The organism is Rugamonas brunnea (assembly GCF_014042345.1).
In the GTDB taxonomy this organism is placed as follows: domain Bacteria; phylum Pseudomonadota; class Gammaproteobacteria; order Burkholderiales; family Burkholderiaceae_D; genus Rugamonas; species Rugamonas brunnea.
In genome coordinates this window covers 126,155-142,538 of record NZ_JACEZT010000015.1, presented here as the reverse complement: position 1 = coordinate 142,538, position 16,384 = coordinate 126,155, and the positions used below count along the sequence as shown (strand labels likewise).

Sequence of the window (16,384 nt, the reverse complement as noted above, 5' to 3'; positions counted from 1 at the left end):
ACCGACAGGCGCGACTCTCATCGTGGCGCGGAGTACATCTCCAATTAGACGCCGGATAGATTTAAGCGAGCCTTCTTACAGCATACAAAAAATCAGCTTGCAAAAAAGAGGGTGACCATAGATTTTTATTGGCCGTAAAACCACAGCATGACCGGACGGCGCATGCGGCAGTGGCGCAACGCAGTTCATCACGCTAAAGTGATAGTGACTATTGCCTTCCGGCTATCCAGGATGGCGTACGTCATGGGCGCCCGGGCAGCAATGGTGCGGGCGCCGCGGATGGCGGGACCGCCGACGGTTCCCGATGAATCCAGATTGTTGCAATTAAGAATGGAAGTCGATTACGCTGAATGCATCATGGCCGGCGTGTTGTCCGCGCTCGGCCAGCGAAGTACCGCAGTCATGGTGAGCGCCGTCAGAGCGCCAATTCACATTCCGGGGGAGAGCACATGTCTGAATTCTTACGCCGCCTGTCGATCCAGCAAAAGCTGATGTCGAGCATGGCCTTTTGCCTGCTGTTGTTCCTGGCGCTGTCGGCAACGCTCAGCGTGGTCATGACGGGCAACACCATCCGCGCGCGCGTGGTGGGGCAGGAGCTGCCGGCCGTGGTGGGCGAGATCCGCAACGATATCCTGCGCCAGATCGGCGAGCCAGTGGCGTCGGCGCTGGCCATCAGCGCCAACACCTTCCTGCTGGAGTGGGAAAAGGCCGGCTTGCCCGAGAGCGGCGACGCGGCCTGGATGGCTTATGCGCAAAGCGCGAAGAAGGTTAGCAAGGCGGCGTCCGTGTCCTGGGTGTCGGCCGCCACCGGTAAATACTATGACGAGAAGGGCTTCCGCCGCACGGTCGACAAGAGCGCGCCATCGGACCAGTGGTTCTATGGCTTCCTCGCCAGCGGCAAGCCCTACACGCTGAACCTGGACAAGGAACAGGGCAGCACCACCTACAACGTGTTCATCAACACCCGCTTCGACGCGGGCGACGGCAAGATCGGCGTGGGCAGCCTCGGACTGTCCGTCGACAAGCTGGCCGAGAGCATCCGCAACTACAAGATCGGCGAGTCGGGTTTCGTCTACCTGGTGCGACCCAACGGCATGCTGCTGGTGCACCGCGATCCGCAACTGGCCGACAGCAAGCACTTCATGAAGGATTTGCCTGGCTTTAGCGAGGAGGTGAGCGCCAAGCTGCTGGGCGGCCAGCAATTCGCCACGGCCAGCTACCGCGCGCCCGACGGCAAGCGCATCGTGGCCGCATCGTTCGTGCCGGAACTGAATATGTACGTGATCGCGGAAGTGCCCGAGCAGGAGGTGCTGGGCCAGGTGACCCGCTCCGTGCTGCTGGCGGCGCTGGTGGGCGGCCTGGTGGGCGGCGGCATCGGCCTGTTCATCATCTATCTGGTGAGCCGCGCCATGGCCGCACCGGTGGCGCGCGCCGCGCAGATGCTGGGCCAGATCGCCGACGGCAATGGCGACCTGTCGCGCCGCATGACGGTGGAGTCGGGCGACGAGATCGGCCTGCTGGCCAACGCCTTCAACCGCTTCGTGTCCTCGCTCAACCGCACCATACGCGAAGTGCGCGACAGCACGGAGACCATCGCCCACGCGTCGCGCGAGATCGCCAGCGGCAACCTGGACCTGTCGGCCCGCACGGAAGGGCAGGCCTCCAGCCTGGAGCAGACCGCCTCCGCGATGGAGCAGCTGACGGCCACCGTGACCCAGAACGCCGACAGCGCGCGCCACGCCAATGAACTGGTGCAGTCGGCTTCCGGCTATGCCACCCAGGGCGGCGCGGTGGTGGGGCGCGTGGTCGAGACGATGGCCTCGATCAAGGACAGTTCGCGCAAGATCGTCGACATCATCGGTGTGATCGACGGCATCGCCTTCCAGACCAACATCCTGGCTCTGAACGCGGCGGTGGAAGCGGCCCGCGCCGGCGAGCAGGGGCGCGGCTTCGCCGTGGTGGCGTCGGAAGTGCGCAACCTGGCCCAGCGCAGCGCGGCGGCGGCCAAGGAGATCAAGGAGCTGATCGGCGACTCCGTGGTCAAGGTCGATGCCGGCGGCTCGCTGGTGGACGAGGCGGGCGCCACGATGGCCAAGATCGTCGCCTCGGTCGAGCAGGTGACCAGCATCATGGGCGAGATCGTGGCGGCCAGCCACGAGCAGAGCGACGGCATCGCCCAGGTCAACCTGGCCGTGACGGAAATCGACAGCACCACCCAGCAGAACGCGGCACTGGTGGAGGAAGCGGCGGCGGCCGCCGCCTCGCTGCAGGAACAGGCGGCCAACCTGGCGGCCGTGGTCAGTGTGTTCAAGCTCGATGAGCGGGGCTGAGGTGGCTGGCTGACGCGGTTGCGAATGCCACCCGCACCAGCAAGCCCTGCGGCCCTGCCGCGTCGGCCAGCGTGACGGTGGCGCCGTGCAGGGCGGCGATGTCGCGCACGATGGCCAGGCCCAGGCCGGCGCCGCCCGGATTGCGCTCCATCGTGGCCGAGGCCCGGTAGAACGGCGCGAACACCTTTTCCCGCTCGGCGGCGGCGATGCCGGGGCCGCTGTCTTCCACTTCCAGCGTGGCGCCGTCCGCCGTTTCCGTCACCCGCAGCGCCACCGTGCCGCCCGGCGGCGAGTAGCGCAGCGCGTTGTCCACCAAGTTGGCCACCATTTCGTGCAGCAGCAGGGGCTGGCCTTGCACCACGGCCGGCGCATCGCCTTCCAGCGATAAGTCGATCTGCTTGGTCACGGCGGCGATCGCCAGTTCCAGTCCGACCTGCCGCGCCACGTCGCGCAGCGCCACCGGCGCCAGCGCCGCGTGGTCGCCACCCTGGCCGCCGTGCTCGATGCGCGCCAGGGTCAGCAGCCGGTTGGCCAGGTTGACGGTGGAATCGGTGGTGGCGGCGATGCTGCGCACGATGTCCTGCAGGGCCGTCTTCATCTGCTCGGGATCGGCCTGCGTGCGGTCGCATTCGCGCAGCGCCAGTTCGGCCTGGGTCTTGAGCACCGTCAGCGGCGTGCGCAGCTGGTGCGAGGCGTCGGCGATGAAGCGGCGCTGGCTGGCGATCAGGCTTTGCAGCCGCGCCATCGAGGTGTTCATGGCCGCCACCAGCGGCCGCACTTCCTTGTGCACCAACGCCGGGTCCACGTCCGACAGGTCGTTCAGGCTGCGCGTTTCCACTTCCAGCTTCAGCCGCATCAGGGGCTGCAGCACCAGCCGCACGGCGAACCACACCAGCAGCGCCAGCGCCAGCAGCAGCGCCGCCTGCCACAGCAAGGTGTCGAACAGGATCTGGTTCGACAGGCCGCGCCGCGCGTCCAGCGTCTCGCCCACCTGGATCAGGGCGATGCCGCGCATGGAGTCGTCATACACCGGCTGCAGCAGCGCGGCGATGCGCACCGGCTGGCCGTTGTAGTTGGCGTGGTAGAAGCGCACCAGCGCCGGATAGGCTTGCGAGCGCGGCACATTGGCCGGCACCGGCGGCAGGTCGTCGTAGCCGGACACGGTCTCGCCGTGGATGCCGGTCACCTTGTAGTAGATGCGGCCCAGCGTGTCGGTTTCGAAGCTGTCGAGCGCCACGTAGGGCACGTCGGCCACCACTTTGCCGTTGACCACCGACACCCGTTCGGCCAGCGCGCGCGTGGAGGCCAGCAGCGAACGGTCGTAGGCCATGTCGGCCGCGTCGGTCGCGTTGCGGTAGACGGAAATGGCGTTGAGCGCCACCAGCACGATCAGCGGCACCAGCAACCAGCGCAGCAACTGGCCGCGCAGGCTGCCCAGCGGGGCGCCCGCGCCGGGCCTTCGCCGCAGCGCCGCCAGGCGGGACGGGCGCGCGGCCATCTAGCCGCCGACGGCGCTGCGCGGCTGCAGCAGGTAGCCGATGCCGCGCAGCGTGGTGATGACGGCGGCGTCGGGCGCGCCATTGTCGAGCTTCTTGCGCACGCGGTGGATGTACAGTTCGATCGCGTCCAGGTTGGCGTCGTCGTCCAGCGCGAACACTTCGTCGAACAGCTTTTCCTTGGACACGGCGCGGCCCGAGCGCGAGATCAGCGCTTCGAGCACGGCGTGTTCGCGCGGCGTGAGCGCCAGCGCGGCGCCGCCGTAGCTGAAGCAGCGGGTGACGGTGTCGAAACTGAGGGCGCCGCAGTGGTGCACCAGCGCCTCGTTGCCGACGCTGCGGCGCAGCAGCGCGCGCACCCGCGCCTCCAGTTCGGCCAGTTCGAACGGCTTGGCCAGGTAATCGTCGGCGCCCTGGTTCAGGCCCTGCACGCGGTCATCGAGCCCGCCGCGGGCCGTCAGGATCAGCACCGGGGTCTGGCCGCGCGGGGCGGGGCGGGCGCGCAGGCGCTTGAGCACTTCCAGTCCGTCCATGCGCGGCAAGGTCAGGTCCAGGATCACCAGCGCGTAGTCCTGGGTGTGCAGCAGGGCGTCGGCATCGGCGCCGTTGTCGGCGCATTCGACCGTCAGTTTGGCGTCGCGCAGGGCCTTGGACAGCCAGCGGGACAGCTCGGTGTGGTCTTCTACTAACAAAACGCGCATAAATCTTGCCAATCCGATCAAAAAAGTTCAGTGTCAGACCTGCATGATAGCGCCGGCGCACGGTTCGCGCGGCGGCGCCGGCGCTTTGTGGTGTAGTGGAGACAGGGAGGCCTGCGGCTGGACTAACCTGTCAGGACTGAAAGGCAAATGAAAGGAAGCGAATTTTATAGTGGGAGCCTGATTGTCGATCAGATGCTTCATTTATAACGAACTTCAAAACTACATTTACCGGAGACACACATGAAGAAATCCTCTTTGTCCCTCGCTATCGTGGCCCTGCTGGGCGCCACCGGTGCCGCGCACGCGCAATCGAACGTGCAGGTGTATGGCTTGCTGGACATGGGCGTGGATTACGCCAGCGACGCCAAGGCCGGCGGCGGTGCGATGACCCGCGTGACCTCGGGTGGCATGAACACGTCGCGCTGGGGCTTGCGCGGCACAGAGGACCTGGGCGGCGGCCTGAAAGCCGTGTTCAACCTGGAAGGCGGCATCCTGATGGACACCGGCGCCTCGGACGGCGTGCTGTTCAAGCGCCAGGCCAACGTGGGCCTGGAAGGCGCCTTTGGCCGGGTGGTGCTGGGCCGCTCTTTCACCAGCGTGTATGACACCGTGATCCACTTTGATCCTATGGGCTTCGCGCCGTTCTACTCGTGGGCCACCTCGGGCCCGGCCACCGGTCCCAGCAAGTATGGCTTCACCACGGCCTGGGACAACATGATCAAGTATTCCGTCTCGGCTGGCGGCCTGAAATTCGGCGCGTCCTACGGCGCCGGCGAGCAAAGCACGGGCGCCAACGACAGCGCCAAGTTCTCCACCGCCGCCACCTACAGCACCGGCCCGGTGAGCGTGATGGCGACCTGGGAGCGCGTCAACGGCAACACCGTGGTCGCCACCGGCAACCGTGACAAGACCACGGTCTGGCACCTGGGCGCCAACTACGAGAACGGCCCGGTCAAGCTGACGGCCGTGGTGCGCGACTACAAGCTGGTGGCCGGCAAGGCGCTGACGCCCGATGTCGACGCCACCACCACCTGGGGCGGCGTGGTCTACAAGCTCGACGCCGTCAACACGCTGACGGGCGCGATCTACCACGTGAACGTCAAGAACGTGGCCGCCGGCAAGGACGCCGATCCCACCCTGTACGTGGCGCGCCTGCGCCACGCGCTCTCCAAGCGCACCGACCTGTACGTGGCCGCCGCCTACGCCAAGGCCAAGAACGGCCAGCTGACCGGCCTGTCGCGCGACGACGCCGGCTTCGCCGACACCCAGCGCGGCTTCATGACGGGCATCCAGCACCGCTTCTGATCCGGGCCGTCCGGGGCCATGTTTTTCTGCATGGCCCCCGGCATTTGAAAGCGCTTTGAAAGCTGGCGCCCACTACCATACACACATCGATGAAAACTATTTTGCTGGCATGGCTGGCCGTCCTGATGGCCGGCACGGCGGCGCAGGCGGCGGGCACGGAATGCATCGTGCCTTCCAAACCGGGCGGCGCGATGGACCTGACCTGCAAGCTGGCGCAGAAGGGCTTGCAGACCTTGCCGGAACATGGCGGCGCGCCGATGCGGATCAGCTATCTGCCCGGCGGGATCGGCGCCGTGGCCTGGCATGCGCTGGTGTCGCAGCGGCGCGCCGAGCCGGACACGCTGGTGGCTTTTTCGGGCGGCTCGCTGCTCAATCTGGCCCAGGGAAAGTTCGGCAAGGCCAAGGCGGACGATGTGCGCTGGGTGGCTGCACTGGGCGCGGACTACGGCATGATCGCAGTGCGCGCGGATTCGCCCTACCACACATTGGGCGAGCTGGTGACGGCCTTGAAGCACCATCCTGAGCAGGTGCTGATCGGTGTGAGCGGCACCATCGGCAGCCAGGACTGGCTGAAGATTGCGCTGGTGGTGAAGGCGGCCGGCGTCGATCCCAAGGTGCTGCGTTTCGTGGCGCTCGAGGGCGGCGGCGAAGCGTTCACCGCCATGCATGCGGGCTTTGTGCAGGTGGTGTCGGGCGACGCGTCGGAAGCGACCTTGTATTCGACCGGCGGCAGCACCCGGGTGCTGGCCGTGCTGTCCGAGCAGCGCCTGCCGGGCGTGCTGGCCAAGATACCGACGGCGCGCGAGCAGGGCTTCGACGTGGTGTGGCCGGTGATCCGCGGTGTGTGGATGGGCCCGCAAGTGCCGGAGGCCGATTACCGCAAGTGGGTGGGCGCCTTCGACCGCGTGCTGGCCAGCCCGCAGTTCGCGCAGACCCGCGCCAGCTACGGCCTGTATCCGTTCAGCCTGACGGGACCGGCGCTGACGGCCTACGTGAAGAAGGCAGTCGATGAATACGGCAAGCGCGCCAGCGAACTGGGGCTGGTGCGCTAGCCAACCAGGAATACAAGAATAAGCAGTGAATAAACAGTAACTTAGCCTGCAACGGGCAGTACAAAAACCAACGGAGACAAACATGATGTTGAAAACCACCCTGGCCGCCGCAGTGGCCACCACCTTGGCCACCGCATTCGCCACCGCCGCCCTGGCCCAGGTGCCGGCCGGCTATCCGGCCGACTACCAGAAGATCATCGACGGCGCCAAGAAAGAGGGCAAGCTGGTGATCTACGGCGCCACCGACAGCAAGGCCACCCAGCCGCTGATCAAGGACTTCAACACGCTGTACCCCGGCATCACGATCGAATACAACGACATGAATTCGACCGAGGTGTACAACCGCTTCATCTCGGAAGTGGCGGCCGGCGGCAACACGGCCGACGTGATGTGGTCCTCGGCCATGGACCTGCAGATGCGCCTGGCCTCGGACGGCTACGCGCTCAAATACAAATCGGTGGAAGCGTCCAAGATCCCCGGCTGGGCCATCTGGGACGACCAGGCCTACGGTACCACGTTCGAGCCGGCCGCCATCGTCTACAACAAGCGGCTGCTGGACGCCAAGGAAGTGCCGCAGAACCACGCCGACTTCGCCAAACTGATCCAGCAGCCCAAGTTCAAGGACAAGGTCACCACCTACGACATCGAAAAATCGGGCGTCGGCTTCATGTTCATGACCCAGGATGCGCGCGAACTGGGCACCAAGTTCCCGGACCTGGAGAACGCCTTCGGCGCCTCCAAGGTGCGCGTGCAGTCGTCCACCGGCACCATGATGGAGCGCATCTCCTCGGGTGAGAACCTGATCGGCTACAACGTGCTCGGCTCCTACGCGCTGGTGCGCGCCAAGGCCGACCCGTCGATCGGCGTGGTGCTGCCCAAGGATTACACGCTGATCTTGTCGCGCGTGCTGTTCATCAACAAGGGCGCCAAGAACGTCAACGCCGCCAAGCTGTGGCTGGACTACATGCTGTCGCACCGCGGCCAGACCATCGTCGCCAACGATTCGCGCCTGTACGCGATCCGCGCCGACGTGACCGGCGAAACCACCTCGGCCGACCTGATCAAGCAGATCGGCAAGGACAACGTCAAGCCGGTGCCGGTGCACCCCATCGTGCTGCAATTCCTTGGCCCCGCCAAGCGCATGGCTTTCCTCAAGCAGTGGAAAGAAACGGCCGGTAAAAAGTAAGAGGCCTCTGAACGGCCCGCCGCCGGCCCGCGCCGGCGGCCGCATCACCCCTCCGTCATAACGTGCGACGGCGCCAGCACGCGCCGCGCCTGAAGGTATCCTCACATGCAAACGATGACCATCCCCGGCTCCGGCCGGCGCAGCCTGAACTGGCCGCGCGGAGTGGTGGTGACGCTGACCGCGCTCGCCATCTTCGTGCCGCTGATCCTGATTTTCTACCAAAGCTTCCTGTCGGCGCCGTTCTTCGTGCCGGGCAAGGAGCTGGGCCTGGACGCCTACCGCTTCATCTTCGACGATCCCGACTTCATCGTCGCGTTCAAGAATGGCCTGATCCTGGCCACCGGCCTGGCGGTGATCGCCGTGCCGCTGGGCGGCATGCTGGCCTTCCTGATGATCCGCACCGACCTGCCGGGACGCGGCTGGATCGCGCCCATGCTGCTGGTGCCGATCTTCGTCTCGCCGATGGTGATGGGCTTCGGCTACGTGGTATCCATGGGGCCGGTGGGTTTCTACTCCACCTGGGCCAAGGACCTGCTGGGCTTCATCCCCTGGAACATCTATTCGTTCACCAGCATCGTGGTGATCGCCGGCCTGACCCACGTGCCGCACGTCTACCTGTACGCTTCGTCGGCGCTGAAGAGCCTCGGTTCGGACGTGGAGGAGGCGGCCCGCGTGGCCGGCGCCTCGCCGCTGCAGGTGATGCTCAACGTGTCGCTGCCGATGGTGATGCCGGCGCTGGCCTATGCGGCCGTGCTGGTGTTCTTCCTCGGCTTCGAGGTGTTCGGCCTGGTGCTGGTGCTGGGCGACCCGGAAGGCCACCTGGTGCTGGCCACCTACCTGTACAAGCTGACCAACAAGCTGGGCACGCCGTCCTACCACCTGATGGCCGCCGTCGCCGTGTGCCTGGTGATGGTGACCATGCCGCTGGTGATGCTGCAGCGCTGGCTGCTCAAGTCGGCCAACAAATACGTGTCGATCAAGGGCAAGGGCGCGCGCACCAAGTCCATGCCGCTGGGCCGCTGGAAGTGGCTGGCCTTCGCGCTGATCGCCGCCTGGCTGCTGTTCACCATCGTGATGCCGATCTCGGGCATCGTGCTGCGCTCGTTCGTGCAGTACTGGGGCGAGGGCGTGCGCCTGGCCGACGTGCTGACGCTGGACCACTTCCGCGAAATCCTGGAGCAGCCGTCGCTGATGCGCGGCATCCTCAACACCATCCTGATCGGCGTGGTGGGCGGCGGCCTGGCCGTGATCTGCTACAGCGGCATCGCGCTGGCCATGCACCGCAAGCCGGACGGCATCACCCGCCTGCTCGACTACAGCGTGCTGGTGCCGCGCGCCATTCCCGGCCTGCTGGCGGGTCTGTCGTTCCTGTGGGTGTTCCTGTTCGTGCCGAGCTGGCTGGACGGCATGCTGAAGGGGATGGACAACGGTGTCGCGCTCTGGCTCAGCGAGCATGCGATTCCTGTCCTGCGCTCGCTGCGCTCGACCATCTTCGCGCTGTGGCTGGCCTACTCCGTGGTGTGGCTGGCCTACGGCATGCGCCTGATTTCGACGGCACTGCTGCAGGTGGGGCCGGAGCTGGAGGAAGCGGCGCGCGCCGTGGGCGCCCGCCGCGGCCAGGTGACGCGCGACGTGACGCTGCCGCTGATCAAATACGGCATGCTGGGCGCCTGGCTGATGGTGTTCCTGATCTTCGAGCGGGAATATTCGACCGGCGTGTACCTGCTCTCGCCCGGCACCGAGGTGATCGGCGCCATGCTGGTGTCGCTGTGGGCCGGCGGTTCGACCGACCTGGTGGCGGCCCTGTCCTTCATTAACATCTCCCTGGTCGCCATCGGCCTGGGTATCGCACTGCGCTTTGGCGTCAAACTGCACAACTGAGAACCTAGCCATGAAACGAGACCTGATCATGAATGAACTGAGCGTCAACGAACTGCACCTCGATTACGGCAGCGGCGCCCACGCCAATCCCATCCTCAAGGGCGTGTCCATGCATCTGCAAAAGGGCGAAGTGGTGGCGCTGCTGGGGCCTTCGGGCAGCGGCAAGACCACGCTGCTGCGCGCCGTGGCCGGACTGGAGAGCCCCAAGCTGGGCACCATCGACATCGGCGACCGCCGCGTGTTCGAGGGCGAACGCGGCTTCGAGATGCCGGCCGAGCAGCGCAACCTGGGCCTGGTGTTCCAGTCCTACGCGCTGTGGCCGCACAAGACCGTGTTCGACAACGTGGCTTATGGCCTCAAGCTGCGCAAGATGGGCGCGGCCGACATCGCCGAACGCGTCAACGAAGTGCTCAAGCAGCTGGGACTGGGCCACCTGGGCGAGCGCTTCCCGCACCAGTTGTCCGGCGGCCAGCAGCAACGCGTGGCCATCGCCCGCGCGCTGGTGTACAACCCACCCGTGATCCTGCTGGACGAGCCGCTCTCCAACCTGGACGCCAAGCTGCGCGAGGAGGCGCGCGCCTTCCTGCGCGAGCTGATCGTGCGCCTCGGCTTGTCGGCGCTGATGGTGACCCACGACCAGGCCGAGGCCATGGCCATTTCCGACCGCATCCTGCTGCTCAACAACGGCCGGATCGAACAGCAGGGCACCCCGCAAAGCATGTACGAGACGCCCGACACCTTGTTCACGGCCGAATTCATGGGCAGTAACAACCGCCTGCCGGGCCGCATCGTGCAGCGCAACGGCAGCCGCGTGCAACTGGACGTGAATGGCGCCACACTGCAAGCCACGGCGCGCGGCGCCTCCACCAGCGCCGAAGGCGCCACCATCATCCGCGTGGAGGAAGTGCGCGTGAGCGCCACGCCGGTGGAGAACGCGATCGAACTGCCGCTGCTGACCTGCATGTACCTGGGCGACCGCTTCGAGTGCCTGTTCAAGAGCGAATCGGGCCCCGAGATCAGCCTGCGTGCCCACTCGCGCTACAAGCTGGAACCGGGCCGCTACTGGCTGCAACTGCCGGCCGACAAGCTCTGGGTGTTCTGAGGATGGCTGGGAGTCCCGCGGCATGAAGTGGTTCGGCTGGTCCGGCAGCGGCGGGACGGAAGTGCAGGCCTGGCTGGCGGCGCTGCTGGTGTCGTTGGCCGGCGCCGCGCTGTGCCTGTGGCTCGATACGCCGCTGCCGTGGATGATAGGCCCGCTGTTCGCCACGGCCGCGCTGCGCCTGGGCGGGCGCGACCTGCGCGCGCCCGTGCGTGCGCGCGAGGCCGGGCAGTGGGCCATCGGCACGGCGCTGGGCCTGTATTTCACCGCGCCCGTGCTGCTGGCCTTATCGGACTTTGCCTGGTTGATCGCGCTGGCCGTGGCCTTTGCGCTGGCGCTGGGCTGGGGCAGCGGCTATATGCTGCATAAGCTGGCGCGCACCGACCGCACCACCGCCTTCTTCGCGATGGCGGCCGGCGGCGCGTCCGAGATGGCGGTGCAGGGTGAACGCCATGGCGCCAGCGTGGAGCGGGTGGCGGCCGCGCACAGCCTGCGCGTGATGCTGGTGGTGGCCGTGATCCCGTTCGCCGTGCGCTGGTGGGGCAACCATGGGCTGGCGCTGGGCGACGATGTGTACCTGCCCGGCGCGGCCGAGGTGCATATCGGCGGCTTGCTGCTGCTGGTGGCGCTGACCAGCGTGGCGGCGTTGCTGTGCAAGCGCACCGGCATGCCCAATGCCTGGGTCATCGGCCCGCTGCTGGCGGCGCTGGCGCTGACGGCTAGCGGCATCCACCTGAGCCGCCTGCCCGAGTGGATGATACGGGGCGGCCAGTTGTTCATCGGCGCCTCGCTCGGCTGCCGGTTCTCGCCCGCGTTCCTGCGCGCGGCGCCGCGCTTCCTGGCCAGCGTGGCCGCCTGCAACGCGCTGGCGATGGCGCTGGCGGCCGCCTTTGGGCTGTTGCTGGCGCGGGGCGCCGGCATCCATCCCGGCACGGCCATCCTGGCCACATCGCCGGGCGGCATCGCGGAGATGGCGCTGACGGCCAAGACCTTGCGGCTGGGTGTGCCCATCGTCACCGCATTCCACGTGTCGCGCATGGTGGTGCTGGTGCTGACCATCGGCCCCTTGTTCCGCCTGCTGCGGCGCGTGGCGCGCCGCTAAAAAGAAAAGCCGGCGCAATGGCCGGCTTGTCTGCATCAGGCCAGGGCCTGTTCTGCTTGGTGCAGCTTAGAACTTGACGCGCACGCCGACGGACAGCAGGTCGGCTTTGACGCTCAGATCGTTTTGCTCGGCGACTTTGCCGAAGTTTTCGTATTCAGCCACGAAGGTGATCTTCTGGTCCAGCGCGAACGATGCGCCCAGGCCGATCATGGCGTTGGTCTTGTTCTTGGTGGTGCTGTAGAACTGACCTGGCAGCCAGGCTTCGATCTTGGCGCGGTTGTAGGCCAGGCCCAGTTTGCCGAACAGCGACACTTGCGCGTTCAGCGGGAAGGTGCCGGTGGCGGCGGCGTAGATGGCCGTTGGTTTGGACGAGGCGCCGTAGCCCGATTCCGAGCCTTCCACTTTGCGGAAATCGACGAAGCCGATTTCGGCGCCGACGTTCTTGGTGTATTCGTAGCCGCCATACAGTTTGTAGCCGGTGGTGTTTTCCGTGCCCGAACCGCTTGGGATGTCGAATTTCTGTTCGGCGCGGCCGATGTTGGCGCCAACGTAGGCGTTCTGGGCTTGAGCGGCCAGGGGCGCGGCCACGGCAGCGGCGATGGCGGCGATGATGATGCTGTGTTTCATATGAATTTCCTTAATGGGTAAGCCGCGCGGCACCACAGGCGGGCGCTGCGCACCACGCTGTTGCTGCACGGAAATTGAAATTTTACTAGCTGATTGTTATTGCAGCAATAGTTATTTTTGCTTAATGGAATGTTTCTTCCAATTTGGCAAATTCAGGAGGGCGTCAGGCGGGCCACGCGGCTTCGATGGCCATCAATGCGCCGTGGTCGCGCCATTGCGGCGGGGAGGCGACTGTTGTATGTTCTCTATCCATTGCCATCCACCGCCCCCAACATGAGCCAAGCCAACCAGTTTTCCCTGTTGTCGCAACGCCGTTTTGCCCCGTTTTTCTGGACCCAGTTCCTGGGCGCGTTCAACGACAACCTGTTCAAGACGGCGCTGATGGTGATCCTCACCTACGATGCGCTAAGCTGGACCACGCTCAAGCCGTCGCTGCTGACCAACCTGATCCCCGGCCTGTTCATCCTGCCCTATGTGCTGCTGTCGGCCACGGCCGGGCAGATGGCCGACAAGTTCGAGAAATCGGGCCTGACCCGCTTCGTCAAATGGCTGGAGCTGGCCATCATGGGCGTGGCCGCCATCGGCTGGATGCAGCACATCCTGTGGCTGCTGATCGCCGCCGTGGTGGGCATGGGCATCCACTCCACGCTGTTCGGTCCCGTCAAATACGCCTACCTGCCGCAGCACCTGAAAACGGAAGAACTCATCGGTGGCAACGGCGTGACGGAGATGGGCACCTTCGTCGGCATCCTGCTGGGCGAGGTGCTGGGCGCCATCCTGGTGATGCAAAAGCCGGCCGGCCTGCTGCTGACGGCCGGCGGCACGCTGCTGACGGCCGTGCTGGGCTTGATCGCCAGCTACCGCATCCCGCACACGCCGGCCGCCGATCCCACGCTGCGCATCAGCCGCAACCCGCTGGCCGAATCGGTGCGCAACATCGGCTTCTCGCGCCAGAACCGGGTGGTGTTCCTGTCCATGCTGGGCAACTCGTGGTTCTGGTTCTACGGCGCGCTGGTGCTGGCCCAGTTCCCCGTGTACGCCAAGGATTACCTGCACGGCGACCATGGCGTGTTCGTGCTGCTGCTGACCATCTTCTCGCTGGGCGTGGGCGCCGGCTCGCTGCTGTGCGAGAAGTTGTCCGGGCGCAAGGTGGAGCTGGGGCTGGTGCCGTTCGGCTCCATCGGCCTGACCGTGTTCGGCATCGACCTGTACCTGTCCAGCGTGGGCTTCGCGCACACGGGTGGGCAGGTGGCGGCCGCGCTGATGCAGCAGGGCGGGGCGCGGCTGGGCGCGTTCGACTGGCTGGCGCTGCACGGCACGCTGCGCATCCTGGCCGACGTGCTGATGATCGGCATGTTCGGCGGCTTCTTCATCGTGCCGCTGTTCGCGCTGATCCAGGTGCGCTGCGAGCCGGGCCACCTGTCGCGCACCATCGCCGGCATGAATATCCTGAACGCGCTGTTCATGGTGGCGGCGGCCGGCGTGGCCATCGTGCTGCTGGGGCAGGGACTGACGATACCGGAACTGTTCCTGGCCACGGCGCTGATGAACGCGCTGGTGGCGACCTACATCTTCTCGCTGGTGCCGGAATTCCTGATGCGCTTCCTGGCCTGGATGCTGATTCACACCGTCCACCGGGTCAAATGCATCAACGCCGACCGCATTCCGGCCGAAGGGGCGGCGGTCCTCGTGTGCAACCACGTGAGCTACGTGGACGCGATCGTGATCGGCGCGGCCAGCCCGCGCCCGATCCGCTTCGTGATGGACCACCGCATCTTCAAGCTGCCGCTGCTGGGCTGGATCTTCCGCACGGCGCGCGCCATCCCCATCGCACCGGCCAAGGAAGATCCGTGGCTGATGGAGAAAGCCTACGTCGACATCGCCCAGGCCCTGCACGAGGGCGACCTGGTGTGCATCTTCCCGGAAGGGAAGCTGACCACCACGGGCGACATGAACGAATTCAAGGGCGGCATCGCCAAGATCGTCGCGCGCTCGCAAGTGCCGGTGATCCCGATGGCGCTGCGCGGCCTGTGGGGCCATTTGCTGAGCCGGGGCGCCCAGCCCGTGCTGGAGCGCACCTTCCGCAAAGGCTTGCGTTCGCGGCTGGCGCTGGCCGTGGGCCAGCCCGTGGAGCCGCAGTACGCGACGCCCGAATACCTGTACCAGCAAGTGCGCGAACTGCGCGGCGGCTGGAAATAACCACACCCACCGCAGGCCCAAAACCGGGGTCAGGTCATGCCATTAAGCAAGATACGCGCATCTTGCTTAATGGCATGACCTGACCCCGGTTTTCTTTGCACGGTTACATTTGGCTTACAAAACGTTTCTTGACGATATTAGAATGATCGTTCATTCTATCAACTGGATTAATTGTTGAATCGGAAAAGAACAATGAAAGCCTTGCTCACAACGCAACTTCGCTGCCGTGCCGGCGCTGTTTTCATGCTTAGCGCGAGCTGCCTGCTGGCCGCTTGCTCCCCATCCACGGCCGTAGCACCTCATGCGCAGGTGGCGGAAGTGGGCGTATTCACCGTGACGCCGCAGGCGCTGCCGATCACCACCGAACTGCCGGGCCGCACGGCCGCGTTCCAGGTGGCCGAGGTGCGCCCGCAGGTGAGCGGTATCGTCCAGCAGCGCCGCTTCGTCGAAGGCGCCGATGTGGCGGCCGGCGCCGCCCTGTACCAGATCGACGCGGCCAGCTACCAGGCGGCCTACAACTCGGCCAAGGCGGCGCTGGCCAAGGCCCGCGCCAACCTGCTGACCAGCGGCCCGAAGGCGGCGCGCTACAAGGAACTGGTGCAGATCGAAGGCGTGAGCCGCCAGGAACTCGATGACGCCATCGCCGCCAATGAGCAGGCCAAGGCGGAAGTGGAATCTGCCACCGCCGCCGTGGAGGCGGCCGCCATCAACCTCAAATACACGCGGGTGGAAGCGCCCATCAGTGGCCGCATCGGCCGCTCGACCGTGACGCCGGGCGCGCTGGTGACGGCCGGCCAGGCCGCCGCCCTCACCACCGTGCAGCAGCTCGATCCGATCTACGTGGACGTGACCCAGACCAGCACCGAAATGCTGCGCCTGAAACGCGCGCTGGAATCGGGCAGCCTGAAACAGTCGGGCGGGCAGGCCAAAGTGAGCCTGATCCTGGCCGACGGCAGCAAGTACGCGCAGCAGGGCAAGCTGCAGTTCGCGGACGCCAGCGTCGACCCGGGCACAGGCAACGTGACCCTGCGCGCGCTGTTCCCCAATCCCAAGCATGATCTGCTGCCCGGCATGTTCGTGCGCGCCGTGCTGGAAAACGGCGTGGACGAACAGGCCATCGCTGTGCCGCAGCAGGGCGTGTCGCGCAATCCCAAGGGCGAGGCGACGGCGCTGGTGCTGAACAAGGACGGTAAGGTGGAGCAGCGCATCCTCACCACCGGCGGCACGCTGGGCGACAAATGGCTGGTGACGGCTGGCCTGAGCGCGGGCGACCGCGTGATCGTGGAAGGCGTGCAGAAGGTCAAGCCGGGCGCGCCCGCCACTGTGGCTGCCACACCGGCCGCGCCGGCCGCCGTCGCCGCAGGCGGCGCCATGCCGGCCAACGCCAAGAGCGCGCAGTAAGGCGA

General features: G+C 66.2%; 12 protein-coding genes. 9 read left to right on the top strand and 3 right to left on the bottom strand.

Going from position 1 to position 16,384, the window contains the following annotated elements; all coding sequences use genetic code 11:
* Positions 1 to 449 precede the first annotated feature (449 nt).
* Positions 450 to 2,330, top strand: coding sequence for a methyl-accepting chemotaxis protein (locus H3H37_RS20325; protein WP_182165910.1), 1,881 nt, complete (start codon positions 450 to 452; stop codon positions 2,328 to 2,330).
* On the opposite strand, the gene H3H37_RS20320 is transcribed toward H3H37_RS20325, so the two are convergent.
* Positions 2,308 to 3,828, bottom strand: coding sequence for a sensor histidine kinase (locus H3H37_RS20320; RefSeq protein ID WP_182165908.1), 1,521 nt, complete (start codon positions 3,826 to 3,828; stop codon positions 2,308 to 2,310). The two genes, H3H37_RS20325 and H3H37_RS20320, sit on opposite strands and share 23 nt — an antisense overlap.
* A complete protein-coding gene (locus tag H3H37_RS20315; protein ID WP_182165906.1) occupies positions 3,829 to 4,527 on the bottom strand; it encodes a response regulator in 699 nt (232 codons plus the stop codon).
* A gap of 240 nt (positions 4,528 to 4,767) precedes the next feature.
* Between H3H37_RS20315 and H3H37_RS20310 the strand changes: the two genes are divergently transcribed.
* The 6 genes from H3H37_RS20310 to H3H37_RS20285 all read left to right on the top strand — a co-directional run bounded on the left by H3H37_RS20310 (position 4,768) and on the right by H3H37_RS20285 (position 12,152).
* A complete protein-coding gene (locus tag H3H37_RS20310) occupies positions 4,768 to 5,832 on the top strand; it encodes a porin (protein ID WP_182165904.1) in 1,065 nt (354 codons plus the stop codon).
* A gap of 89 nt (positions 5,833 to 5,921) precedes the next feature.
* Complete coding sequence (locus H3H37_RS20305) at positions 5,922 to 6,884, top strand: Bug family tripartite tricarboxylate transporter substrate binding protein (RefSeq protein WP_182165902.1); 963 nt, start codon at positions 5,922 to 5,924, stop codon at positions 6,882 to 6,884.
* Between the two features lie 82 nt (positions 6,885 to 6,966).
* A complete protein-coding gene (locus H3H37_RS20300; protein WP_182165900.1) occupies positions 6,967 to 8,070 on the top strand; it encodes an ABC transporter substrate-binding protein in 1,104 nt (367 codons plus the stop codon).
* Positions 8,071 to 8,175: 105 nt separating this feature from the next.
* Positions 8,176 to 9,951, top strand: a complete 1,776-nt coding sequence (locus H3H37_RS20295; protein ID WP_182165898.1) for an ABC transporter permease — start codon at positions 8,176 to 8,178, stop codon at positions 9,949 to 9,951.
* Between the two features lie 28 nt (positions 9,952 to 9,979).
* Positions 9,980 to 11,053, top strand: a complete 1,074-nt coding sequence (locus H3H37_RS20290; RefSeq protein ID WP_182165921.1) for an ABC transporter ATP-binding protein — start codon at positions 9,980 to 9,982, stop codon at positions 11,051 to 11,053.
* Positions 11,054 to 11,075: 22 nt separating this feature from the next.
* Entirely contained in the window at positions 11,076 to 12,152 is a 1,077-nt protein-coding gene (locus H3H37_RS20285; protein ID WP_182165896.1) for an AbrB family protein, read from the top strand.
* 66 nt (positions 12,153 to 12,218) lie between these two features.
* Here H3H37_RS20285 and H3H37_RS20280 read toward each other — a convergent pair whose 3' ends face one another.
* Positions 12,219 to 12,779: an outer membrane protein gene (locus tag H3H37_RS20280; protein WP_182165894.1), complete on the bottom strand. Its 561-nt coding sequence runs from the start codon at positions 12,777 to 12,779 to the stop codon at positions 12,219 to 12,221.
* A 273-nt stretch (positions 12,780 to 13,052) separates the two neighbouring features.
* On the opposite strand from H3H37_RS20280, the gene H3H37_RS20275 reads away from it, so the two are divergent.
* Both H3H37_RS20275 and H3H37_RS20270 read left to right on the top strand, forming a co-directional pair.
* Complete coding sequence (locus H3H37_RS20275) at positions 13,053 to 14,978, top strand: MFS transporter (RefSeq protein WP_182165893.1); 1,926 nt, start codon at positions 13,053 to 13,055, stop codon at positions 14,976 to 14,978.
* 243 nt (positions 14,979 to 15,221) lie between these two features.
* Positions 15,222 to 16,379 (top strand): efflux RND transporter periplasmic adaptor subunit, encoded by a 1,158-nt coding sequence (locus tag H3H37_RS20270; RefSeq protein ID WP_375540023.1) that lies wholly within the window; start codon positions 15,222 to 15,224, stop codon positions 16,377 to 16,379.
* The last annotated feature ends 5 nt before the right edge of the window (positions 16,380 to 16,384 follow it).